General features: G+C 33.8%; 23 protein-coding genes. 13 read left to right on the forward strand and 10 right to left on the reverse strand.

What is annotated here, in order from left to right; genetic code table 11:
* Positions 1-161: 161 nt before the first annotated feature.
* Positions 162-1,478 (reverse strand): adenosylhomocysteinase, encoded by a 1,317-nt coding sequence (gene ahcY / locus C4S35_RS04365; RefSeq protein WP_091203022.1) that lies wholly within the window; start codon positions 1,476-1,478, stop codon positions 162-164.
* Between the two features lie 229 nt (positions 1,479-1,707).
* On the opposite strand from ahcY, the gene C4S35_RS04370 reads away from it, so the two are divergent.
* The 6 genes from C4S35_RS04370 (at position 1,708) to C4S35_RS04395 (ending at position 8,794) form a co-directional block, all read left to right on the forward strand.
* Positions 1,708-2,337 (forward strand): 4'-phosphopantetheinyl transferase family protein, encoded by a 630-nt coding sequence (locus C4S35_RS04370; protein WP_103999002.1) that lies wholly within the window; start codon positions 1,708-1,710, stop codon positions 2,335-2,337.
* A 145-nt stretch (positions 2,338-2,482) separates the two neighbouring features.
* A complete protein-coding gene (locus C4S35_RS04375) occupies positions 2,483-3,199 on the forward strand; it encodes a phosphoglycerol geranylgeranyltransferase (protein ID WP_103999105.1) in 717 nt (238 codons plus the stop codon).
* Between the two features lie 14 nt (positions 3,200-3,213).
* Entirely contained in the window at positions 3,214-3,849 is a 636-nt protein-coding gene (gene pnuC / locus C4S35_RS04380; protein WP_103999003.1) for a nicotinamide riboside transporter PnuC, read from the forward strand.
* A complete protein-coding gene (locus C4S35_RS04385) occupies positions 3,798-5,924 on the forward strand; it encodes a DUF4301 family protein (RefSeq protein WP_103999004.1) in 2,127 nt (708 codons plus the stop codon). The genes pnuC and C4S35_RS04385 overlap by 52 nt, the downstream gene beginning before the upstream one ends.
* A gap of 39 nt (positions 5,925-5,963) precedes the next feature.
* A complete protein-coding gene (arfB, locus tag C4S35_RS04390) occupies positions 5,964-6,368 on the forward strand; it encodes an alternative ribosome rescue aminoacyl-tRNA hydrolase ArfB (protein WP_103999005.1) in 405 nt (134 codons plus the stop codon).
* 257 nt (positions 6,369-6,625) lie between these two features.
* A complete protein-coding gene (locus C4S35_RS04395) occupies positions 6,626-8,794 on the forward strand; it encodes a TonB-dependent receptor (RefSeq protein WP_103999006.1) in 2,169 nt (722 codons plus the stop codon).
* Positions 8,795-8,860: 66 nt separating this feature from the next.
* Here C4S35_RS04395 and C4S35_RS04400 read toward each other — a convergent pair whose 3' ends face one another.
* Positions 8,861-9,283, reverse strand: coding sequence for a Rieske (2Fe-2S) protein (locus tag C4S35_RS04400; protein WP_103999007.1), 423 nt, complete (start codon positions 9,281-9,283; stop codon positions 8,861-8,863).
* A 163-nt stretch (positions 9,284-9,446) separates the two neighbouring features.
* Here C4S35_RS04400 and greA point away from each other — a divergent pair, with 163 nt between their 5' ends.
* From greA to C4S35_RS04415, 3 genes are all read left to right on the forward strand, one after another.
* Positions 9,447-9,923, forward strand: a complete 477-nt coding sequence (gene greA, locus C4S35_RS04405; RefSeq protein WP_103999008.1) for a transcription elongation factor GreA — start codon at positions 9,447-9,449, stop codon at positions 9,921-9,923.
* 93 nt (positions 9,924-10,016) lie between these two features.
* The gene (locus tag C4S35_RS04410) at positions 10,017-10,406 is read left to right on the forward strand and encodes an HIT family protein (RefSeq protein ID WP_103999009.1); all 390 of its coding nucleotides are present in this window, start codon (positions 10,017-10,019) and stop codon (positions 10,404-10,406) included.
* Between the two features lie 96 nt (positions 10,407-10,502).
* A complete protein-coding gene (locus C4S35_RS04415) occupies positions 10,503-11,660 on the forward strand; it encodes a transglutaminase domain-containing protein (protein WP_103999010.1) in 1,158 nt (385 codons plus the stop codon).
* A gap of 13 nt (positions 11,661-11,673) precedes the next feature.
* On the opposite strand, the gene C4S35_RS04420 is transcribed toward C4S35_RS04415, so the two are convergent.
* The gene (locus C4S35_RS04420) at positions 11,674-12,822 is read right to left on the reverse strand and encodes a sensor histidine kinase (RefSeq protein WP_103999011.1); all 1,149 of its coding nucleotides are present in this window, start codon (positions 12,820-12,822) and stop codon (positions 11,674-11,676) included.
* A 186-nt stretch (positions 12,823-13,008) separates the two neighbouring features.
* Between C4S35_RS04420 and C4S35_RS04425 the strand changes: the two genes are divergently transcribed.
* The 3 genes from C4S35_RS04425 to aat all read left to right on the forward strand — a co-directional run bounded on the left by C4S35_RS04425 (position 13,009) and on the right by aat (position 15,011).
* Positions 13,009-13,887, forward strand: coding sequence for a flavin reductase family protein (locus tag C4S35_RS04425; protein WP_103999012.1), 879 nt, complete (start codon positions 13,009-13,011; stop codon positions 13,885-13,887).
* 28 nt (positions 13,888-13,915) lie between these two features.
* Positions 13,916-14,293, forward strand: a complete 378-nt coding sequence (locus C4S35_RS04430; protein ID WP_103999013.1) for a DUF3127 domain-containing protein — start codon at positions 13,916-13,918, stop codon at positions 14,291-14,293.
* A 79-nt stretch (positions 14,294-14,372) separates the two neighbouring features.
* Positions 14,373-15,011 (forward strand): leucyl/phenylalanyl-tRNA--protein transferase, encoded by a 639-nt coding sequence (gene aat, locus C4S35_RS04435; protein ID WP_103999014.1) that lies wholly within the window; start codon positions 14,373-14,375, stop codon positions 15,009-15,011.
* 49 nt (positions 15,012-15,060) lie between these two features.
* Here aat and C4S35_RS04440 read toward each other — a convergent pair whose 3' ends face one another.
* The 6 genes from C4S35_RS04440 to rplM all read right to left on the reverse strand — a co-directional run bounded on the left by C4S35_RS04440 (position 15,061) and on the right by rplM (position 19,176).
* Positions 15,061-15,621, reverse strand: a complete 561-nt coding sequence (locus C4S35_RS04440) for a DNA-3-methyladenine glycosylase I (RefSeq protein ID WP_103999015.1) — start codon at positions 15,619-15,621, stop codon at positions 15,061-15,063.
* A gap of 2 nt (positions 15,622-15,623) precedes the next feature.
* Positions 15,624-16,271 carry a queuosine precursor transporter gene (locus tag C4S35_RS04445; RefSeq protein ID WP_103999016.1) on the reverse strand — a complete coding sequence of 216 codons (648 nt, stop codon included), beginning with the start codon at positions 16,269-16,271 and terminating at the stop codon, positions 15,624-15,626.
* A gap of 113 nt (positions 16,272-16,384) precedes the next feature.
* Positions 16,385-17,209 (reverse strand): translation elongation factor Ts, encoded by an 825-nt coding sequence (gene tsf / locus C4S35_RS04450; RefSeq protein WP_103999017.1) that lies wholly within the window; start codon positions 17,207-17,209, stop codon positions 16,385-16,387.
* 132 nt (positions 17,210-17,341) lie between these two features.
* Complete coding sequence (rpsB, locus tag C4S35_RS04455) at positions 17,342-18,160, reverse strand: 30S ribosomal protein S2 (protein ID WP_103999018.1); 819 nt, start codon at positions 18,158-18,160, stop codon at positions 17,342-17,344.
* A 174-nt stretch (positions 18,161-18,334) separates the two neighbouring features.
* Entirely contained in the window at positions 18,335-18,721 is a 387-nt protein-coding gene (rpsI, locus tag C4S35_RS04460) for a 30S ribosomal protein S9 (RefSeq protein ID WP_103999019.1), read from the reverse strand.
* Entirely contained in the window at positions 18,721-19,176 is a 456-nt protein-coding gene (gene rplM, locus C4S35_RS04465) for a 50S ribosomal protein L13 (RefSeq protein ID WP_073204674.1), read from the reverse strand. The genes rpsI and rplM overlap by 1 nt, the downstream gene beginning before the upstream one ends.
* A 343-nt stretch (positions 19,177-19,519) precedes the next feature.
* Here rplM and C4S35_RS04470 point away from each other — a divergent pair, with 343 nt between their 5' ends.
* On the forward strand, positions 19,520-20,545 hold the full coding sequence (locus C4S35_RS04470; RefSeq protein ID WP_103999020.1) for a LacI family DNA-binding transcriptional regulator: 1,026 nt from the start codon (positions 19,520-19,522) through the stop codon (positions 20,543-20,545).
* Positions 20,546-20,658: 113 nt separating this feature from the next.
* Here C4S35_RS04470 and C4S35_RS04475 read toward each other — a convergent pair whose 3' ends face one another.
* Complete coding sequence (locus C4S35_RS04475; RefSeq protein ID WP_103999021.1) at positions 20,659-23,319, reverse strand: T9SS-dependent M36 family metallopeptidase; 2,661 nt, start codon at positions 23,317-23,319, stop codon at positions 20,659-20,661.
* Between the last annotated feature and the right edge of the window lie 7 nt (positions 23,320-23,326).

Raw genomic sequence — 23,326 nt, forward strand, 5'->3', positions numbered from 1 at the left:
GTTAATAGATGCACAAACATACTATTTTTGTGCAGCACAAGTGCTTGATAATGGTGCATTTCCGAAGAATTATTTTTTGCTATTGTTTGCATGTCCAAAAGCAAAAAACCCTTGCTCCCGAAACTTCGGGACTGCAAGGGTTTTAAAAATCTAATTTCAGACTAATATCTGTAATATTCTGGTTTGAATGGTCCTTCAACTGGAACACCAATATAATCCGCTTGATCAGTACGTAAAGTCTCTAATTCAACACCTAACTTAGCTAAGTGTAACATTGCTACTTTCTCATCTAAATGTTTTGGTAACATGTACACTTCATTATTGTATGACGCGCTGTTTTTCCACAATTCGATTTGAGCTAAAGTTTGGTTCGTAAATGAGTTACTCATTACAAAACTTGGGTGACCTGTAGCACAACCAAGGTTTACTAAACGACCTTCGGCCAAGATAAGAATATCTTTTCCAGCAATAGTATATTTATCAACTTGTGGTTTAATTTCGATTTTTGATGCACCGTGGTTTGTGTTCAACCAAGCCATATCAATTTCGTTATCAAAATGCCCGATGTTACAAACGATAGTTTTGTCTTTCATTTTTTCAAAATGAGAACCTAAAACAATATCTTTATTTCCAGTCGTGGTAATGATAATATCAGCAGTAGCAATAACGGTATCTAATTTTTTTACTTCAAAACCGTCCATTGCAGCTTGAAGCGCACAAATTGGGTCAATTTCAGTAACAGTAACAATAGATCCAGCACCTCTAAAAGAAGCCGCAGTTCCTTTTCCTACGTCACCGTAACCACAAACGATTACTCTTTTTGCAGCAAGCATAATATCAGTTGCACGACGAACCGCATCAACTGCAGATTCTTTACAACCGTATTTGTTATCAAATTTCGATTTAGTAACCGAATCATTCACGTTGATTGCCGGCATTGGCAATGTTCCCGCTTTTACTCTTTCGTACAATCTGTGAACTCCAGTTGTAGTTTCTTCAGATAATCCTTTAATTCCAGCAACCAATTCCGGGAAACGGTCAATAACCATATTGGTCAAATCTCCACCGTCATCAAGAATCATGTTCAATGGTTTTCTGTCTTCACCAAAAAATAATGTTTGCTCAATACACCAGTCAAAATCTTCCTCGTTCAATCCTTTCCAAGCATAAACTTGAATTCCTGCAGCAGCAATCGCGGCAGCAGCTTGATCTTGAGTAGAGAAAATGTTACAAGAACTCCAAGTTACTTCAGCACCAAGAGCGATTAAAGTTTCAATCAAAACCGCAGTCTGGATTGTCATGTGCAAACATCCTGCAATACGAGCACCAGCAAGTGGTTGTTCGTTTTTGTATTCAGCGCGAAGTGCCATTAAACCTGGCATTTCAGCTTCTGCTAGTTCAATTTCTTTTCTTCCCCAAGCCGCTAGAGAAATGTCTTTTACTTTGAAAGCCACAAAAGGCATAGTTGTCGTACTCATTTACAGTATATTTGTAATTATAAATTTTTTGCAAATTTACGTAATAACTTTAGAATTTAACTGTTTTCCAAAAGATTTATGAATTGTTTAATTCGCTAATCTTTTGAACATTAACTAAATAATTTTTTTTTGGAGCTATTCCCGTTATTCGCTATATCTTTTTACACGCAAAAAAGCGTGAAAAAAGGATATCGCTGCTACCGGGGCTAAAAAACAAAACCTGAACACGATGCCACTTTTCAAAACCGTAAACTTCAATTCTACTACTCAAATCCTCGTTTGGAAGGTAACCGAATCCTATACCGAATTATTCGAGCAAGTGGTCTTAAACGATACCAATCGCATTCGCCTTGAAGGAATGAAGTCCCAGATGCACCAGTGTGCATTCCTTAGTGTTCGCAAACTATTGCAGGAAACTGGACGTACGGATTTAGATTTGTATTACGATGAATTCGGCAAGCCACATCTTCATGGAGAAAAGCATATTTCGATAACACATTCGCATAATTTTTCCGCTATTATTATCAGTGACGAAACCGTAGGAATCGATATCGAATTGCAAAGAAATAAAATTACCCGAATCGCAGATAAATTTTGTAATTCGGAATTTAAGTTTTTGGATATGGATAGTGACGAATACATCCGAAAACTGACCGTTATTTGGGGTGCCAAAGAAGCCATTTTCAAAATTCGAAACGAAAAAGGAATCAGTTTCAAAGATCATATAAATGTTCAATCATTCGAATTAAATGCTAAACAAAATAACGCTAAGCTTCATTATGATAATGTAGTAAAGTATTTCAATATTCATTTTGAAGAAATAGAGGATTTTACCTTAGTTTATGCTTTCGAAAAATAGTGATCAGTATTCAATGTTCCGCCGCGCAGTTTGTCATTGCTTTGCCCGAACTAGGTACGCAATGACAAGACAAGTAAAAAGGAACAGTCCTAAATAACAGAAATCAGTTTAAATCTGTAAAATCCGCGTAATCTAAATGCCACAAATGACAAACATTTATAACGAAATCATCCAATCTAAAGTCGAACGTAAAAAACTTCTGGCAGTTCTTCTTGATCCTGATAAATTAGTTTTAGAAAACCTAGATCTTTTAATTACAAAAATCAATCATTCGCCGGCAAGCCATATTTTCATTGGCGGAAGCCATGTTACAACTACTATTCTAAACGAATTAATTCTAAAAATTAAACAAAACTGCAATTTACCAATCGTTCTTTTCCCCGGAAACCCATCCCAAATTTCAGATAAAGCTGATGCGATTTTGTTTTTGTCTTTAATCTCAGGACGGAATCCCGACTATTTAATAGAACATCAAGTAAATGCTGTTCCAATTTTGAAACAAACAGATTTAGAAGTAATCTCGACTGGTTACATTCTAATTGAAAGTGGCAATGAAACGGCAGTAGAACGCGTCAGTAAAACCAAGCCTTTAGACCGGAATAATATTGATTATATAATTCAAACCGCGCAAGCTGGCGAAATGTTAGGAAATAAGTTGATTTATCTGGAAGCAGGAAGTGGCGCAGAATTGCCTGTTTCTTTCCAAACTATTAAAAAAGTAGCTCAAAATATTGAAATTCCGTTAGTTGTTGGTGGCGGAATTGTAGATTTGCAGGGGATTAAGGATTCTTATGCTGCAGGAGCTGATTTAGTGGTTATAGGAACGGCTTTTGAAAATGACATGAATTTTTTTAATCAATAATTTAAGATTGACTAATGATAGAATACTTTTTCTCTCAATATAAAGATTACCCCACATTAGACATAGTTCTGGAAATTGTTGCGGTCATTTTTGGGCTATTCAGTGTTTGGTATGCCAAAAAAGATAATATTTTAGTTTTCCCAACAGGATTAGTGAGTACCTTTATTTACGTCTACTTATTATGGAAATGGACTTTATGGGGCGATATGATGATAAATGGTTATTATTTCATAATGAGTATTTATGGTTGGTACCATTGGACCAGAAAAAAAGGGGATGCCGTGGAATTCCCAATTTCAGTAATTTCTAATCATGAAAAAAAAATAGCAATAATTATCTTTATATTTACGGTCACATTTGTTGTTTCTGTTTATCACTATTTTGGTAAATTCACCACTTGGTTTGCTTATGTCGATTCCTTTGTAACGGGTATTTTCTTTATAGGTATGTGGTTAATGGCAAAAAGAAAAATCGAGAATTGGATATTTTGGATTATTGGAGATGTCATTTCTATTCCTTTATATTTTGCAAAAGGATTTACCTTTACAAGTTTTCAATATATAATATTTACAATTGTTGCCATTTACGGTTATTTAGAATGGAAGAAAACCTTAGACAACTCCAGCAAACTGGAGCTACCGAAATTATAAAAATTGCTCTTTTTGGTCCTGAAAGTACAGGCAAAACGACATTAGCAAAACAACTCGCCGCATATTATAAAACGGAATGGGTTCCTGAATTTGCGCGAGATTATCTTCAAGAAAAATGGGATAAAAATCAAGACATTTGCAATATTGATGATATGCTGCCTATTGCGTATGGTCAAACAAAACTGGAAAATGAATGTTTATTTTTAGCCAATAAATATCTCTTTTGTGACACGAATCTAATGGTGACTAAAGTGTTTTCAGAAGTGTATTATGGCTATTGCGATCCATTATTAGATCAGGCAGCTCGCGAACATAAATACGATTTATTTTTCCTGACGGATATTGACGTTCCTTGGGAAAAAGATGACTTACGAGATCAAGCAGAAGGCAGAGAATCTGTGTTTGCAGTTTTCAAACAATCGCTAATTGATAATAAAAAACCATTCATAACCCTTACTGGAGATAAGGATTTACGATTAAATAAAGCTATTACTATAATTGATGATTTGACAGAAGCCAAAAAAATGGGTTTTTCTTCTATTGATTTTGTACAAATTTATGAAAATGAAATTCCACTAAAAAACATTAAACAACAATTGAGTTTCTTTAGAAATGGAATAGCAAAGAGCAATCTGGTAGCACCAGCAACTTTATTTAATGGTATTTTAAAATTATCTGAAAATGATTTTCAGGAAAAAGCAACTTTTTTTGATGAAAACAAATCAAATTTAAAACTGGAAAAATTTGTTCCTGCATCGGGTGCGGCAAGTAGAATGTTTAAATTTTTACTTTCCTTTTTACAAGACTTTGATATTGAAAATGAGACCATCAATGCATACATCAATAGAAAAAAAGATTCAGAACTTTCTATTTTTATTGTGGCCTTAGAGAAATTTCCCTTTTTCAATAAAGTTGATAAAAAATTGAGAGAAATATATCCGAATTTTGAATATCTTGATAGGGACCATAAAAATTATTATTTCATAAAATTACTTTTAGCAAAAGATTACTTTGATTTTTCCGCCAAACCTAAAGGAGCGCTCCCTTTTCACAAATATAAAAAACGTATTGTAACCCCTGTTGAAGAACACCTTCATGAATGTATGTATTATGCGAGTTCTGATGGCGTTTCAAATATGCATTTTACAATGTCAGAGTCCCATTTAGGCCAATTCGAAACGATAATCAATTCCCTTAAAAGTGAAGTAAAAAGAAAATCAGAAATAGCACTAAATGTAAGCTATTCGTTTCAAAACAAGAATACGGACACAATCGCAGTAGATTTTAAGAATAATCCATTTAGAGATGAAAATGGCAAATTGTTCTTTAGACCTGGAGGTCACGGCGCTTTGATAGAAAACCTCAACCAATTGAATTCTGATATTATATTTATTAAAAATATAGACAACATAATTCACAATAATATTGAAAAAACGGCAAGGTATAAAAAAGCACTGGCAGGAATTTTGATCGAATTGCAAGAAATCATATTCAAGTATTTGCATGCACTAGACACCAACAAAATACAACAAGAATATCTTGATGAGATTTTACTTTTTTTGCAGGAAAAATTAAACATTAGAATCCCGGACAGTTTTGACAAACGTAATTTTGATAACAGAGTGACCGAAATTAAAGCTATTTTAAACAAACCCATAAGAGTTTGTGGAATGGTAAAAAATGAAGGTGAATCCGGAGGCGGACCATTCTGGGTAAAAGATGACAATGGAATTATTTCGCTTCAAATTGTAGAAAGTTCACAAGTAGATCTGTCAAATGAAAATCAAAAGAATATTCTTAATGCTTCAACACATTTTAACCCTGTCGACTTAGTTTGCGGAATTAAAAACTACAAAAAAGAGAAATTTGATTTGACTCAATTTGTAGACCATAACAGTGGTTTTATAGTACAAAAAACTATATTTGGACGGGAAATTAAATCATATGAATTACCTGGTTTATGGAATGGAGCTATGGCAAACTGGATTACCATTTTTGTTCAAGTTCCATTAATTACATTCAATCCTGTAAAAAGCGTAAATGATTTATTAAAATCGGCACACCAACCTCAATAGAGGTACTGAAAACAATCCCAAAGTTTCGGGAAAGCATAAATGGAAAAAGAGAAAATCATATCAGAATTAAGTTTCAAAGCCATTCGTAGCAGCGGTGCCGGTGGACAAAATGTAAACAAGGTTTCCTCTAAAGTGGTTTTGACTTTTGATTTGAAAAACTCGCAAGCATTAACCGAAGAGGAAAAAGTGCGGCTGGAAACCAAATTAGCTTCAAGATTGACAACGGATTTAGTTTTAATCTTGAACTGCGATGAAGATCGAAGTCAGTTTAGAAACAAAGAAATTGTAATCAAACGATTTTTAGAATTGATTAAAAATGCATTGTTTATTCCTAAAGAACGTAAGACTACTAAAATTCCGAAGTCGGTAATTAGAAAGCGAATAAAAGATAAAAAAAATGTGTCTGAGGTCAAGAAAAACAGAAAAAAACCTAAATTAGATTAGTTCGTTTTTACTTTTATTTTTTAAAACTTTAAACTTTAAACAAAAAAAACTACTTTTGCACCGTCTCAAAGGGGTGCTTAAACTCTGAATCAAATTCAGAATAAAGCTGAGATTATACCCAACGAACCTGAACAGGTAATGCTGTTAAGGGAAAAAATGACAAAAAATAGCGTGCACACTATCTATTTGTCATAGGAAACAATGATTTAAATTTAACAAAAGAATAATTCCCCCTTTTATTCGTAATCTTTTTACGGATGAATACTATTATTAGTCGCAAAGTTGCAAAATTGCAAAATTGTAAAGTTTTTAAAAGCAAGGTTCTTACTCCTTGCATGTCTATTATCTTTTCTCTATTCTCTATCTCTTCCTTTTCACAAGTCAAAGACACTGTTAAAGTCAATCAACTCGATGAAGTATTGGTTTCGGCCGTTCGCGCTACTTCAAAAACACCGGTAAGTTTCAGCAATTTGGATAAAAAAGACATCAAATTTCGAAATTTAGGACAAGATATCCCAATTTTGATGAATTATCTTCCCTCAGTAGTTACTACTTCCGATGCTGGAAATGGTGTCGGATATACCGGAATACGTGTTCGTGGGAGCGATGCAACAAGAGTGAATGTCACCATCAACGGAATTCCTTATAATGATTCAGAAAGTCATGGAACTTACTGGGTGAATATGCCAGATTTCGCTTCTTCGGTGGAGAGTTTGCAATTGCAACGCGGTGTAGGAACTTCGACAAATGGAGCTGGTGCTTTTGGTGCTAGTTTAAACATGTTGACTGATTCCTATTCTGATAAAGCATCCGGTGAAATTTCTAATTCATTTGGAAGTTTTAATACCCAAAAACATACTGTAAAATTCAGCACGGGATTAATGAATGACCATTTTGAAATTGCCGGTCGTTTGTCAGCTTTAAAATCGGATGGTTTTGTTGACAGAGGTGCTTCTGACTTGAAATCTTATTTTCTTCAAGGAACTTATGTGGGGAAAACTACTTTGATTAAAGCGTTGGCTTTTGGAGGAAAAGAAAAAACCTACCAATCCTGGAATGGAATTGATGAAGCAACTTTAAACAGTGACAGAACGTTTAATTCCTCTGGGATTTTCACAGACGAATTTGGAAAAACCCGTTTTTATGACAATGAAACCGATAATTACCAACAATACCATTATCAATTGCATTGGAACGAAAAAGTTTCCAATAATTGGAGTACGAATTTAGCTTTCCATTATACTAAAGGAAAAGGCTTTTATGAAAATTATAAAGAAGATGCCAAATTTTCCAGCTATGGATTAGCTCCAATAGTCATTAACGGCGCAACAATAAAGAAAACTGATTTAATCCGTCAAAAATGGTTAGATAATGATTTCTACGGAACTACATTTTCAGCAAATTATAGAGACGAAAAGTTAGACTTACTATTTGGAGGTGGTTATAATAAATATGAGGGAGCCCATTTTGGAAAAGTAATTTGGGCACGATATGCTTCACAAAGTGAATTGGGAGATCATTATTACGATGATTTTGCAACTAAAACTGATGGAAATATTTTTGCAAAAGCCAATTATCAAATCACAGAAAAAATTAGCTTATTTGGAGATCTGCAACTTAGAAACGTACATTACAAAGCCAATAGTTACGAAACAGGTTCTGTAAATGATAATTTCAATTTCTTCAATCCAAAAGCAGGTTTGAATTACGATATTACTCCTAATAATAAACTGTACTTTTCTTATGCACGAGCCAATCGGGAACCAAACAGAACGGATTATGAAGGTGGAAATGCTAAACCAGAAAAGTTAAATGACTTTGAAATGGGCTGGAGATATGTTGCTGATAAAGTACAATTCAATTCGAATGTGTATTACATGGCCTATAAAGACCAATTGATATTAACTGGAAAACTAGATGATGTAGGAAGTCCGATTCGTTCGAACAGCGAAAAAAGTTACCGTCTAGGGTTAGAGGTCGATGCTACAATTGCCTTATCAGAACAATTTATTATTCGTCCAAATTTTACTTTAAGCAGTAATAAAAATATTGATTTAGCTGTGCAAGGGGAGAATTATGGAACTACTGATATTTCTTACTCGCCATCGGTTATAGTAGGGAATATTATCGTTTACAAACCGCTAGAAAACCTTCAGATTTCATGGCTACAAAAATTTGTAGGAGAGCAATATATGAATAATATTGAATTACCGGCTGCGAAATTGGCTAACTATTTTGTAAATGATTTGAATATCGCTTATGAAATCAAACCGAAATCAGTTTTCAAATCAATTATAATTACCGGCTTGGTTAATAACATTTTTGATAAGAAATATGTTTCAAATGGATATATGTGGGATGTTTATCCCTATTATTACCCGCAAGCCGGAATCAACTTCTTGGCTGGATTGACGCTGAAGTTTTAGAATAGTGTCAAATTAAATTTTAAAAATCCTGATGGTCTAGTCTGACTGTCAGGATTTTTTTTGGTTTTAATTATAAACCCGAAGCACATTTCCATTAACTTCTACACGATATTGTTTCAAAGGATATTGCGCCCCGCCTTGAGCTTGACCTGTAAACAAACTGTATTCTTTGCTGTCACAAGCACAAACTATATTTATACCTTTTAGAGTCATGGTAGAACAAGAGCTCAAATCTTGATTGGGACAGGCTGCATCAAAAGCATTGTAATTACCTGGTGCCGTACAAAATACATAAATTCCCTTGGCTCCTACTCCAGAATAATAAATAGCATTGCTGGTGTATTGCAGCTTCGAATAAGCAGGCAAATTCATGTTGAGATCTATAGTGAAGCTATAATTAGGTATAAAAGGGTTTTTATTGTTAAAACCATTATCACTGCAGGAAAAGAAAAAGCATGAAAGAACCAAGAATAGGATAAATTTTTTCATTTTCTAAAATATTGTAAAAGAATTAGCGAAACAAATTTAATTTATTTAACTTTGAATTATATATGATTAACATATAATTATAGGCTAAAAAAATTAATAGTATCTTAGTGGAAAGAAATCCCGTCCTGATGGGATTTTTTCTATTTATATAAACGAGGAAGTTATGAGTACAGTATCTTATTATACAGCAGAAGGATTAAAAAAATTAAGAGAAGAATTAGATTATTTAAAAAGTGTAATGCGTCCAAAAGCATCCGCAGATATAGCTGAAGCAAGAGATAAAGGTGACTTGTCTGAAAATGCCGAGTATGATGCAGCCAAAGAAGCACAAGGAATGCTTGAGATGCGTATTGCTAAAATGGAAGAGGTACATTCTAACGCCAGATTAATTGATGAATCTCATTTAGATCTTTCTAAAGTGTTGGTTTTATCTAATGTAAAAATCAAAAACCAAACTAACGGAATGGAAATGACTTATACATTAGTTGCCGAAAGTGAAGCCGATTTAAAAACAGGAAAAATCTCTGTGACCTCACCAATTGGTAAAGGTTTATTGGGAAAATCAGTAGGTGAATCTGCTGAAATCACAGTTCCAAACGGAGTTTTGAAATTTGAGATTTTAGAAATTTCACGCGATTAAAGCTAGTATTCAGTGTTCAGCAGTAATATTCAGTCTCTTCTGTAAACAGAGCAGCATCTTACATCGAATGACCATTCTTTAAAAATTTAACTCATGAGTTCAATATTTACTAAAATTATAAAAGGAGAAATTCCTAGTTATAAAATTGCTGAAGATGACAATTTTTTGGCTTTTTTGGATGTAAATCCAAACGCTAAAGGACATACACTTTGTGTTCCAAAACTCGAAATTGATAAGATTTTTGATATCGAAGATGAATTATATATCGGATTGATGCAGTTTTCTAAAAAAATTGCCATTGCCTTAAAAAAATCAGTTCCTTGCAAAAGGATAGGAATGGCAGTTGTAGGACTTGAAGTTCCTCACGCTCACATTCACCTTATTCCTTTAAATGAAATGGATGAAATGCGTTTTCAAAATAAAGTGTCACTTTCAAAAGAAGAATTTGAAGCATTAGCAATACTTATTAAAAGCAATTTATAATGTTTTTACAAATAAAATAAATTGGTACGGTTTTCGTTTAGAAAGGGAATAGGTGAAAACTTATTCCCTTTCTAATTTATAAGCTTACCCTATAAGATGAAAAACATTTATTTATTACTTTCTTTATTTTTATCTGTCTTAAGTTTTGGTCAGAGCCAAACAGACTATACTTTAATTGACAGCCAAATTTCCAAGATTCCTAATAGCTCTACTACTACAATTAAAGGCATCGCCAATTATATAAATTCAAATTTCAGAACAGATAATGACAAAATTCGGGCGATTTTTTATTGGACAGCCTCCAATATACGCTATGATATGGATAATACGTTTACTTCAAATAGCAGAGAAACTTCTGAAAATAAAATAAAAAATATTCTCAAAACCAGAAAGGGAGTTTGTAGTGATTACACTGAAATCTTTAATGATTTAGCGAATAAAGTGGGTATAAAATCAGTTATTATAAGCGGATATACAAAACAAAATGGGGTGATTGACACCATTTCTCATGCTTGGTGTGGCTCAAAAATAAACAGCAAATGGTATTTATTTGATCCAACTTGGGGTTCCGGTTTCGCAAATAACGGTCGTTTCTATAAAAAAATAGATAATTCTTATTTTAAAGTTAACCCTTCACAATCGATCACATCACACATTCCGTTTGATTATTTATGGCAATTTCTAAATTATCCAATAACAAACACAGAGTTTTATCAAGGTAAAACTCAAATTAATAAATCAAAGAAATACTTCGATTTTGAAAGTGAAATTGCTAAATACGAATCATCCTCAGAAATCGCTAAATTATACGACTCGGCTGAAAGAATAGAAAAGAACGGAGTTGAAAATAATCTGATTTTAGAACGATTAAAAAACAAAGATAGAAACATAACCTACTTACGCCAAAAAACAAATGTTGAAAAATTAAATCTAATTGCTAACAATTGCAATCAGGCTATTAACTTGTTGAATGATTTTATTTATTACAGAAACAAAAGATTCAGCCCTGCCCTACCAGATAACGAAATTAAAAGCATGATTGAAATACCAAAACAAAAATTAATTGAATGCAAAAATGCACTTTACAACGTGGGCTATGTTGGAAACGAAAATTCATCCAGTTTAGCTTCTCTAAAAAAATCAGTTACTAATGCTTTGGCACAAACGGAAGAACATATTCTATTTGTACAAAACTATTTAAGCAAAAATAATATAGCCAGAAAAGGAATGTTTACTAAAACAATTTGGTACTGATTTAATTGGTTATTCAAGATATTTTTTTAAAACTAACTTGCATTGTAGTTCCTTTTCCTAATTCGGAATTCAGGACTTTTATGGTTCCTTTATGATATTCTTCGACAATTCTTCTAGTCAAAGAAAGTCCCAAGCCCCAACCTCTTTTTTTGGTCGTAAATCCCGGTTCAAAAATGGATTTGAATTGTTTTTTTTGAATACCGCTTCCTGTATCTATAACATTTATTTTCACATGCCCTGCATCTTGTTCTATTTCTAACGACAATTTGCCTCTCCCTTTCATCGCATCAATAGCATTTTTTACCAAATTTTCGATCGTCCAACTGTGCAAAGTGGGATTGAGTAAAACATAGATTGGCGCTTGCGGTGCTTTAAAAGAAAATTCAATTTGTTTTGAGAAACGCGACTGCAGATAATCATAGGATTGCAGTGTTTCTTCTATAATATTTTTGGTTTCTAATTTTGGCTCAGAGCCTATTTTTGAAAAACGATCCGTAATCGTTTGTAATCTTTCAATGTCTTTCTCTATTTCGAATGTGGTACTCTCCTCTACATTTTCAGATTTCAATAATTCAACCCAACCAATTAAGGAAGAAAGGGGCGTTCCTATTTGATGGGCAGTCTCCTTTGCCATCCCGGCCCAAAGCTTGTTTTGAGTAGCCATTTTGTTACTTCGATAAAAATTATAAACTAAGCCGCCAAACAACACTATAATTAGCACTAAGGCAACAGGATAATATTTAAGTTTGTTCAGTAAAGCTGAGTTGCCATAATATAATTTTTGAAACTTGTTGGGAACGTATTCAATAACAATGGCTTCGTTTTCATTTCGTAAATCAGATAAAAAAGCCCTGGCTTTCATCTTATCTTTTACTATTTCTTCCTCTACATTGACAGTATTTATGATAATGTCATTCTCCGTAAGAATAATCGGAATGGAAGTATTGTTACTGAATATTTGAAGAGGAAGCTCTACATCAGTATTTTCATCAGCATTTTTTAATGTTTTTTGTGCATTTGCCCAGAGGTTCATTTTAAGACGTTCTTCATTTTTGAAGATTTGAAAAAAGGTATATGTATTCCACAGAATTAGAGAAATGATAAAGAATGAAGCAAAAATGATGGCCCAACGGGTTGTATTTTTTTTATCAGAAAACTGCATAAATTAAATTTTGAGGTATAAATATAACGAAATACTTGCACTATTATTTTAGTTTTTGGTTTAAGAGCCTTTTTTATTGAGAGCAAAATATTTATTTAAACTTAAATCTTTAAACCTCCTTTCTAAATTTAAACGGTTTCGCTACTTTTGCATTAAGCAAATCCATTCATCCGAAACTACATCAACATGATTACTATTGATCCAAAAAGTATTGAAACCGCAAAGCTACAAGGTTACCTTCAAAGTTCCGTGGGACCAAGACCTATAGCATTTGCCAGTACTATGGACAGTGAGGGAAACCCAAATTTATCTCCTTTTAGTTTCTTTAATGTATTTAGCGCCAATCCGCCAATTCTTATTTTCTCACCTGCCAGACGTGTTCGTGACAATTCGATAAAACACACTTTGATCAATGCTGAATCTACTCGAGAAGTAGTGATAAATGTGGTTAATTTTGATATGGTGCAACAAACATCTCTTGCAAGTACGGAATATGCGGAGGGCGTAAATGAGTTTCTAAAATCAGGTTTTACATCAATTCCCTCTGAGGTTGTGAAACCTTTTAGAGTAAAAGAGTCACCTGTGCAATTTGAATGCAAAGTTACTCAGATTATCCCTTTGGGAACCGAAGGCGGAGCTGGCAATTTGATCCTTTGTGAAGTACTGAGAATTCATATTGACGAACGTATTTTAGACGAAAATGGAGCAATTAATCAATATAAAATAGACTTAGTTTCTAGATTAGGAGCCAACTGGTATTCCAGATCAAACCAGGGACTTTTTGAAGTACCAAAACCACTTACAACACAGGGAATCGGGGTTGATGCGATACCTGATTTCATAAAAGAAAGTGCTGTCTTTGATGGAAATGATTTAGGGATGTTGGGTAATATTGAGGCCTTGCCTACTTTAGAGGAAGTTAGTATATTTGTAAAACAGAATTTTCCTGTAAAAGGGGTTTTAAGCTCAGATGATCAGCAAAAATTGCATATGGAAGCGAAAAAATACCTGAATAAAAAGGATGTTCTAGCTGCTTGGAAAGTACTTTTAGCTAAAAAAAAATAATTCAATATAACAACAAAAAATAACGAAGATGGAAGTTACAGGAAAAATTAAAATGCTTGGAGAAGCTAAAAATGTAGGAAATGGAAGTTTCTTAAAAAGAGAACTAGTTGTAACGACTGAGGAACAATATCCACAGCACATTTTAGTGGAATTTGTACAAGACAAATGTGATTTATTGAATAGTTTTAAAGTGGGGGAAGCTGTAAAAGTTTCTATCAACTTAAGAGGCCGCGAATGGGTAGATCCTCAAGGTGTAACTAAATATTTCAATTCTATACAAGGATGGAGAGTAGAAAGAGTATCTGCTGATGCTCCTAATGCTCAAATAGCTCCAATGCCAGCTGCTGAAGCATTTGCTCCAGCTACAAATTTAAACGAAGAAGAAGCGGACGATTTACCATTTTAATCATTTGATCTTAATTGATTTTATAATAAAAACCCGACAGCTATTGATTTAACTGTCGGGTTTTATAGTAATATAAAAGATGTATTATTTAACTGCAGCCTTATTCTTCCCTCCTGTTTCCCAAACCAACCGCGATGGAATTTTGGCTATTGGAGGTGACTTATCTTCGGAACGATTGCAACTTGCTTATAAAAGTGGTATTTTCCCGTGGTTTGAACAAGGAGAACCAATTATGTGGTGGTCACCCAATCCCAGAATGGTTTTATTTTTAGATGAATTGGTAATTTCCAAAAGTATGCGCAGCATTCTTAATAGAAATATTTTTACTGTCACCTTCAATCAAAATTTAAGAGATGTAATTTCAAACTGCAAAAATATAAAACGAGACGGTCAAAACGGGACTTGGATTACCAATGACATGATTGAAGCCTACTGTAAACTTCATGAATTGGGAATTGCAAAATCAGTTGAAGTTTGGCAGGATGAGAAATTGGTCGGCGGTTTATACGGAATCGATTTAGGTCATGTTTTTTGTGGTGAAAGTATGTTTTCTTTGGTATCGAATGCTTCAAAAGTCGCTTTCATTGCTTTGACAAACCAATTAAAGGCAGCCAACTACAAACTGCTGGATTGCCAAGTTTATAATCCGCATCTCGAAAGTTTGGGCTGTAGAGAAATTGACCGAACCGATTTTATGGAGATATTGAAAATTGAATAGTTGACAGATTCTAAACATATGCACTTCTATCTTACTGTCAATTGAAATACTATTTTCTTTTCCAGCAATCTGCTACATGATCATCGACCATTCCTGTTGCTTGCATGTGCGCATAAACAACAGTGGATCCCACAAACTTAAACCCGCGTTTTTTCAAATCTTTACTAATTTCATCTGAAAGTGGCGTTGTGGCAGGAATATCTTTTGAGGATTGTCGGTTGTTTTGAATTGGTTTTCCATCGGTAAATTCCCAAATGTATTTGGAAAAACTACCAAATTTCTCTTGTACTTTCAAAAATGCAATGGCATTCGAAACTGCAGCGCGAATTTTTAATTGATTGCGAATAATTCCTGAATCAAGAAGCAATTCCTGTATTTTATCTTCTGAAAAGTTAGCTACTTTTTTGTAATCGAAATTATCTAAAGCCAGTGTAAAATTTTCTCTTTTCTTTAAGATCGTATACCAGCTTAAACCCGCCTGAAAAGTTTCTAAAATCAGAAATTCAAATAATTTTTGATCTTCATAAACGGGAACTCCCCATTCTTCGTCATGGTACTTTCGATATAAATCATCTTTTTCACACCAATTGCAGCGCATTTTATCATCCATAATTATTTACTATGAATGTATTTCTCAATTAAGGAATGTCCTAAATAAATTAGCGGCGTTAGTAAAATAGCAATAATCAGCTTCACAAAATAACCGGTAAAGGCCGAAGCAATGTAAACGTCGGTAGTCATTTTTCCAGTCATCCAAAAGGCAATTCCTAACACAATAAAGCTATCAAAAAATTGCGAAATAACCGTTGAGCCAGTGCTTCGCAACCAAATCATTTTGTTGCCGGTTTTGTTTTTAAAAAAGTGAAAAATACTTACGTCAATTAATTGTGACACTAAAAAAGCCGTAATACTTCCAACAATTATCCACATGCTTTGTCCGAAAACCCCATTGAATTGCGCATCAGTTACCAAATTTACTCCTTTTACCGCAGGAATTCTTAAAGCGAAGAATAATAATACAAAATAATAAGCAATTAAACTGGCGGTTATCAACGATAATTTTTTAACCCCTTTTTCTCCAAAATATTCATTGATTAAATCGGTTGTCAAGAAAACAATAGGCCAAGGCAATATGCCAATACTCATCAAATATGGACCTACGTAAATTAGTTTTCCACCTATTAATTCGGCAACAACAGCATTGGTTATGAAAATTCCAGCTAGAACAACATAAACAGTGTCTTTTTTGGATTGAAACATAAATGAATAATTAGCATTCAAATTTAGTATTTTAATTCCTTTTCAGACAAAAAAAAACCCATCTTGTTTTACAACAAAATGGGAATTTATATTTTATGAAATCAGAAATCTGATTACCCTAAAGCAGCTCTTTTGAAACCTGTAACGATAAGATCTTTATCTAAAGATTTCGCATAAGCAGCAACGCTCATTTTGTTGTCTTTGATGTAATCTTGGTTCACTAAAGTATTGTCTTTAAAGAAACGAGCCAATTTACCTTTAGCAATATTGTCTAACATTGCTTCTGGTTTTCCTTCTTGACGTAGGATATCTTTAGCAATTTCGATTTCTTTAGCGATAGTATCAGCATCAACACCAGTTTCGTCTAAAGCGATAGGAGACATAGCTGCAGCTTGCATAGCAATGTTTCTTGCAACTTCATCAGCACCATCTAATTTTGCAGATAAACCAACTAAAGTAGCAATTTTGTTCCCAGAGTGTATGTAAGAACCGATAAAAGCACCTTCTAATTTTTCAAAAGTTCTAATTTCTAATTTTTCACCAATAACTCCAGTTTGCTCGATCAATTTATCAGCAACAGTCATTCCGTTGAAATCACTTGCTAAAAATTCTTCTTTAGTATTGAAGTTCAATGCTGAATTAGCCATTTCCGTAGCCATTTTCACAAAGTTTTCATTCATCCCTACAAAGTCAGTCTCACAGTTTAATGTGATAACAACTCCTGCAGTTTTGTCCGCATTTACAACAGCAATTGCAGCACCCTCAGTAGATTCTCTATCTGAACGGTTTGCAGCTACTTTTTGTCCTTTTTTACGTAAGTTTTCGATCGCTAAATCAAAATCTCCGTCTGCTTCAACCAAAGCTTTTTTGCAGTCCATCATTCCTGCACCTGTGATTGTTCTTAATTTATTTACGTCTGCAGCAGTAATTGTTGCCATATTGTATATTTTTTTAAGGTTAAAAGTAAAAAATTCCAAGTTTCAAATCCAGTTTCCAATTTTATTAAATTATCAACTTTAGGTTTCTAATTTTTTATGGAGAGGAATTAAAACTTGGAATTAAATGTTTATTTATTCTTCAGTTGCAGTAGGAGCGGCTGCCTCAACAGCAGGAGCAACCTCAGCTACCTCAGCAGCAGGAGTAACAACTTCAGCAGCAGGAGCAACGACTTCAGCAGTAGCTTCACCTTCTTTGTCAGAACCTCTATCAGAAAGTCCTTCAACAATTGCAGCTGTTACTAAAGATAAAATTTTATCAATTGATTTAGAAGCATCATCGTTAGATGGGATTACAAATTCAACCTCTCTTGGGTCAGAATTGGTATCCACCATTGCGAAAACTGGAATGTTTAATTTTTGAGCTTCTTTTATTGCGATATGTTCCGCTTTGATATCAACTACGAACAATGCAGCTGGTAGTCTAGACATGTCAGCGATTGAACCTAAATTTTTCTCTAATTTAGCACGAAGACGATCAACTTGTAAACGCTCTTTTTTAGAAAGGGTCATGAATGTACCATCTTTCTTCATTTTATCAATAGTAGCCATTTTTTTAACAGCTTTACGGATAGTTACGAAGTTAGTTAGCATTCCACCAGGCCATCTTTCAGTAATATAAGGCATGTTTGCAGCTTTTGCTTTTTCAGCAACGATGTCTTTTGCTTGTTTTTTGGTAGCAACGAATAATATTTTTCTACCTGATGCAGCGATTTTTTTCAAAGCTTCATTCGCTTCTTCAATTTTTGCTGCAGTTTTATATAGATTGATAATGTGAATACCATTACGCTCCATATAAATGTAAGGAGCCATGTTTGGATCCCATTTTCTAGTCATGTGTCCGAAGTGAACACCTGCTTCTAGTAATTCTTTTACTTCTACTTTGTTTGCCATTTTGTTCTAGTTTACGTTCTGTTGATTAGCAATGAATAAATGGCGATTTCTCGGCTTTATCCATTTAGATGCTAAACTATTTCCTACCTCAGTAGGAGAGCAACAACAACTTTGTTTTTTAAATTCAATAATAAATAAACGATGTCTTGTCCCATTTGAACAAGACAGGTAATATTAACGTTTAGAGAATTGGAATCTCTTACGAGCTTTCTTCTGACCGAATTTCTTACGTTCAACCATTCTTGGATCTCTTGTCAATAAACCTTCTGGTTTCAAGATAGCTCTGTTTTCAGCATTTACTTCACACATAACACGTGCTAATGCCATTCTTACAGCTTCTGCTTGACCAGTTGAACCACCTCCGTAAACATTCACTTTTACGTCAAAGTTAGTTACATTTTCTGTCATAGACATTGGTTGTAATACTTTGTACTGTAAAGTTGCAGTAGGGAAATAAGTTTCGAATGGTTTTTTGTTTACAACGATTACTCCTGTTCCTTCCGAAACATATACACGTGCAACAGCGGTTTTTCTTCTACCGATTTTGTGAATTACTCCCATTACTTAAGATCGTTAAGGTTAACTGTTTTAGGTTTTTGAGCGCCTTGTTTGTGCTCTGATCCTACAACAACATTTAAATTTCTAAAAAGCTCTGCCCCTAATTTATTTTTAGGTAACATCCCTTTAATAGCTTTCTCTACTAATAATGCAGGGTTTTTTGCTTGCAATACTTTAGCAGTTAAAGTTCTTTGACCACCTGGGTAACCTGTGTGACGAATGTAAGTCTTCTCGTCCATTTTGTTACCTGTAAGGTTAATTTTTTCTGAGTTGATAACGATTACGTTATCTCCGCAGTCCACGTGTGGTGTGTAACTTGGCTTGTACTTACCTCTCAAAATCATAGCGACTTTTGAAGCAAGACGACCTAAGTTGTGACCATCAGCATCTACAACAATCCACTCTTTTGTAACGGTGGCTTTGCTTGCTGATTGTGTCTTGTAGCTTAATGCGTCCATAATATATTTTTAATTAAACATTCCATCCCCTATAAAGGGGTTGCAAAAGTACAATTAATTATTTTAAATCCAAATACCTTAAATGATTATTTTTATCTTGTTTTGACTCTGATAATCAAATGTATATTTAAAATAATTATCCAGGATTGAATTTAGAATTAATAGATAGTTGACTTATTAAACTAAACCGCTACCGTTTTTTGGGAGTAAATTAAACATTAATCATTTTTCAAGGGTGAATTTTATATTTTAATGGTTATTTTTGTCTGTTATATAGTTAATATTCTAATTATTTCTATCTTAACCTTCTTTTTACATTATAAATTACAATAAATTTCTCCTTATGAAAGCTAAAGCAACATTAAAACAAATTGCAAAAGAACTTAATGTATCTGTTTCTACTGTTTCAAAAGCACTTAATGATAGCCCGGAGATTAGTGAGTTGACAAAAATTAAAATTAAAGAATACGCAAAACTTAAGAATTACAAACCAAACATTATTGGTCTGAATCTTAAAAACAGAAAAACAAAAACGATTGGTGTTATTATACCGAATATTCTAAATTCTTTTTTTGCCAAAGTATTTAGTGGTATAGAAAAAGTCGTTGATGAAAAAGGATACAATGTAATAATGTGTATCTCTAACGAATCTTTAGAAAAAGAAGCCCATACACTTGAAATGCTTAGCAATGGAACTATCGATGGATTTATTTTATCTGTTTCTGAAGAAGCACAAAAACTCCATGAATACAATCATTTTAAAGAAATTATTAATGATGGCACTCCTATAGTTATGTTTGACCGAATTGCCGAAGGGGTAGATTGCGATAAAGTTATTGTCGATGATTTTGATTCTGCTTTAAACTCCACGCAACGTTTAATAGATTTAGGATGTAAGAATATTGCATTATTTTCTTCGATAGATAATTTGAGTGTGGGTAAGCTCAGAGCTGAAGGTTACCTCAAGGCATTAGAGAATAATAACATAACCATTAATCCGAATCTAATCTTGAGAACAGATTCCGAAGACGATTTAAACGAGAAAATTGAGAAGATTTTTGATAACAATACAATTGATGGAATTTTTGCTTTAGAAGAAAGTGACTCAGTAGCTGCATTGAAATTTGGTCTTAAAAAAGGATATAAAATCCCTGAAGACCTATCTATTATAGGTTTTGCTGATGGAATTCTTGCCTCTAGAAGATTGTCCCCGAGTTTAACTACTGTTAGCCAGCACGGCATCGAAATAGGCGAAGTAGCAGCAAGATTACTTATTGAAAGATTAGAATCAAAAGAAGAAAACATTCCTTACGAAACCGTTGTCATTAAAACTAAATTAAAAGAACGCGAATCCACAAAGAAATTATAAAGCATAAAATAATCCATCAGTCTATTTTGGACGGATGGATTATTTATTAAAACTGTATTTGGTTTTTCATCTCTTGACATTCAAGCCATTTACCAAAATTTTTCATCTGAAATTTAATTCAAAATAATTTTTTCAGTAAAATCAAGATTATTACCGTTAACCTTCAAAATATAAACTCCTTTTTGAAGACGGCTTAAATCAATAGTTTTAAAATTATTGAATTCTTCATTTTTAAATTTAGAAACTACTCTTCCGTTGATGTCAATTATTTGAATAGTAACTTTGCCGACATATTGATCAATATGTAGATTTACTTGCCCATTAGAAGGATTAGGATAAACACTTATTCCCTTATTGCTTTCAAAATCATTTACCGCAAGAACACAATTTGGTCCAGCAGCAGGAGCTGTAAAATCCTCTACCTGATCATTACCTATATTCCCATCGCCAGCTGACGCATTTACACCTAAACCTCGAGCTGCAAATACCCCCCATATCACACAATAATCTTTACCACCGGTAATTGCCTGATCAGCTGCTATAATCGCATCTCTTGCGCTAACAAAAGTGGGGCTACAGGGTTGTAACTTAATGCCATCTAATACAATTCGCATTAGTTTGTTGTTCCCACCAATACCGGTGTACTTATTGTCATCATAGCCATACTTACTGATATAAGCCCAAGTCAAATCCCATAAAACGGTAGTCCATACAGAACCAGTTCCATGAATTTCAGTTTGTTCTTTACCGTCTTTATCTGTATATTGATATTTATTTGTATTGTCATAAGTCATAGGATTTATGGCCTTATCCGTAGAATATGGATAATCTCTTATTCCTAATCCATCTGTTGGTTGCATCGATACAAATGTTCCTATACCTCGTTTTGAAGTCCCGACGTCGCCGGGCTTAATTTGTAACATAAGTGCAAACCAATCAGACCATCCCTCTCCCATTTGATCTGTATTTTGAAGACAACTGGAATTATTTCGCCCCCCTGCTAAACGAGTTGAAATCCCATGTCCATATTCATGGGCAATTATACCATTATCAAAGTCTCCATCTGAATTTATAAATGGGGAGTTTTCCACCTGTAATTTGACATTCACATTTTGTGTTTGCATTTGCGATATCAGAGATTCTCCAATAGCCTGTGTTACACTTATAGCAGGAATTACAATAGACGCGTCAGCTCCCGACATCGTTATTGCACCGTCGGCATTATTAACAATAATTACAGCTAACGCACCTGCATTCTGAGCAGCTTTAACCTTCACTACAAATGTACAAGACCCTCTTCTTATTACTGCAATTTTTCCATTTATGGCATTCCCATTTGATGGCGCATTACAACCATCGCTAGTCCCACCTGCACTATCTAAATATAGAACTAAATCGGATTGAATAAAATTAGGCACTATATGTAAATCAACTCGTCCAGGGTTAAAAGAATTTTGTTTAGCCACGTAACTTCCTGCTATATTTTTTGGAGAATTAACGATTATAGGCTTGATTTCAGGACCGTAATTCCATAAAAACATCTGCATTCTAGGTTTACCCCCATCTATAGGCGTAGAAAAATTTGCATTATTTATACTCTTAGGATTTGCCATAGATCCGTCTTGAGCATCCGCATTAACAAAATCATTTTCTTTTCCTCCACGTAAATAATTATTCTCTTGAAAATTTCCGCTAGCTTCATTAAAACCATATTGATACCAGATGTCATGCATCACATTGTTCATATAGAACAAATTGGTTGTCGCGGCATCAATGTATGAAGATGCATCAGCTCCCGCCCCTGCATAAGAAAAGTCAAAAACTAAACCCGCTCCCCCATCAGCACCATTTCCTACAACAATGTTATCACCGAGGAAGTCATCTTTTGCCCAAACATTATTACCTCTTGTAACGGTAAATTCTGCACCAGCAAAGCCATCAATATCATGCCAGCCGTAAGGAGAGGCTGAAGCATTTGCCGGATTTGATATTAACTTTCTCCCACTGTGATTTGGACTTTCGTAATTAAAAGGAATGACATTATACGAACCTCCTCCTGCGTATACCGGAGCCGTAGAAAATAATTGTTTATAAGTAGCCTTTGCAGGCATATTTAAAGAAGTATTTGCAGAGGAATAATATTTATTACTGTCAAAATTACAAGAAATATTTAAGTCTATTTTTTCCAATATTTCACCATTTAAAGCATCAATTCTAATACTCCAAATATGATTGTGGGCAGGTGTGTTTATGGTAAAATCCCAAGCTAATTTTAAAGTGTTTTCTTTAGTCAAATGATATACTAAATTTGCACTTACAGGCTCTTCAATAGACAGGCCGTTTGAAATTTTAAATTTATATTGACCTGTTTTTTCCAGAATTTTAAATGGTGCAGTAGCCGTAATTTCTAATTTTAAATATGTCTTTGCCAAAGCATCAAGTATAGGAAGCGAAGGCTTGGTAGCATTCACTTTTTGAGATAAATTTGCTACAAAACGGTTGCCTACATTAATTACTTGACCCTCTTTTATCGAGAAATTAGAAAGTGCTCTAAAGACCTCGATGCCCTGATAACGTTGTAAAACATAACAGTTATTTATATTAGTTGTCGTAGAGTTTCCTTCACTTTCAATTATCCAATCTTTAACATCAGCATTGGAAACATCCAATTTAGCGGTTTTGCTGTTCAAATATCTTTGAATCGTTTCAGCATTAGATTGTGAAAAACTAATAATAGGGATAAGAAATAAAATTAATAGGGTAATTTTTTTCATAGATATA

Origin of the sequence: Flavobacterium urumqiense (assembly GCF_900108015.1) — a bacterium.
GTDB classification, from domain to species: Bacteria; Bacteroidota; Bacteroidia; order Flavobacteriales; family Flavobacteriaceae; genus Flavobacterium; species Flavobacterium urumqiense.

What these genes read in the sequence shown, in the direction of transcription:
- ahcY (WP_091203022.1), bottom strand. Translation starts at nt 1,478, where the DNA reads ATGAGTACGACAACTATGCCTTTTGTGGCTTTCAAAGTAAAAGACATT.
- C4S35_RS04370 (WP_103999002.1), top strand. Translation starts at nt 1,708, where the DNA reads ATGCCACTTTTCAAAACCGTAAACTTCAATTCTACTACTCAAATCCTC.
- C4S35_RS04375 (WP_103999105.1), top strand. Translation starts at nt 2,483, where the DNA reads ATGACAAACATTTATAACGAAATCATCCAATCTAAAGTCGAACGTAAA.
- pnuC (WP_103999003.1), top strand. Translation starts at nt 3,214, where the DNA reads ATGATAGAATACTTTTTCTCTCAATATAAAGATTACCCCACATTAGAC.
- C4S35_RS04385 (WP_103999004.1), top strand. Translation starts at nt 3,798, where the DNA reads ATGGAAGAAAACCTTAGACAACTCCAGCAAACTGGAGCTACCGAAATT.
- arfB (WP_103999005.1), top strand. Translation starts at nt 5,964, where the DNA reads ATGGAAAAAGAGAAAATCATATCAGAATTAAGTTTCAAAGCCATTCGT.
- C4S35_RS04395 (WP_103999006.1), top strand. Translation starts at nt 6,626, where the DNA reads ATGAATACTATTATTAGTCGCAAAGTTGCAAAATTGCAAAATTGTAAA.
- C4S35_RS04400 (WP_103999007.1), bottom strand. Translation starts at nt 9,283, where the DNA reads ATGAAAAAATTTATCCTATTCTTGGTTCTTTCATGCTTTTTCTTTTCC.
- greA (WP_103999008.1), top strand. Translation starts at nt 9,447, where the DNA reads ATGAGTACAGTATCTTATTATACAGCAGAAGGATTAAAAAAATTAAGA.
- C4S35_RS04410 (WP_103999009.1), top strand. Translation starts at nt 10,017, where the DNA reads ATGAGTTCAATATTTACTAAAATTATAAAAGGAGAAATTCCTAGTTAT.
- C4S35_RS04415 (WP_103999010.1), top strand. Translation starts at nt 10,503, where the DNA reads ATGAAAAACATTTATTTATTACTTTCTTTATTTTTATCTGTCTTAAGT.
- C4S35_RS04420 (WP_103999011.1), bottom strand. Translation starts at nt 12,822, where the DNA reads ATGCAGTTTTCTGATAAAAAAAATACAACCCGTTGGGCCATCATTTTT.
- C4S35_RS04425 (WP_103999012.1), top strand. Translation starts at nt 13,009, where the DNA reads ATGATTACTATTGATCCAAAAAGTATTGAAACCGCAAAGCTACAAGGT.
- C4S35_RS04430 (WP_103999013.1), top strand. Translation starts at nt 13,916, where the DNA reads ATGGAAGTTACAGGAAAAATTAAAATGCTTGGAGAAGCTAAAAATGTA.
- aat (WP_103999014.1), top strand. Translation starts at nt 14,373, where the DNA reads ATGTATTATTTAACTGCAGCCTTATTCTTCCCTCCTGTTTCCCAAACC.
- C4S35_RS04440 (WP_103999015.1), bottom strand. Translation starts at nt 15,621, where the DNA reads ATGGATGATAAAATGCGCTGCAATTGGTGTGAAAAAGATGATTTATAT.
- C4S35_RS04445 (WP_103999016.1), bottom strand. Translation starts at nt 16,271, where the DNA reads ATGTTTCAATCCAAAAAAGACACTGTTTATGTTGTTCTAGCTGGAATT.
- tsf (WP_103999017.1), bottom strand. Translation starts at nt 17,209, where the DNA reads ATGGCAACAATTACTGCTGCAGACGTAAATAAATTAAGAACAATCACA.
- rpsB (WP_103999018.1), bottom strand. Translation starts at nt 18,160, where the DNA reads ATGGCAAACAAAGTAGAAGTAAAAGAATTACTAGAAGCAGGTGTTCAC.
- rpsI (WP_103999019.1), bottom strand. Translation starts at nt 18,721, where the DNA reads ATGGGAGTAATTCACAAAATCGGTAGAAGAAAAACCGCTGTTGCACGT.
- rplM (WP_073204674.1), bottom strand. Translation starts at nt 19,176, where the DNA reads ATGGACGCATTAAGCTACAAGACACAATCAGCAAGCAAAGCCACCGTT.
- C4S35_RS04470 (WP_103999020.1), top strand. Translation starts at nt 19,520, where the DNA reads ATGAAAGCTAAAGCAACATTAAAACAAATTGCAAAAGAACTTAATGTA.
- C4S35_RS04475 (WP_103999021.1), bottom strand. Translation starts at nt 23,319, where the DNA reads ATGAAAAAAATTACCCTATTAATTTTATTTCTTATCCCTATTATTAGT.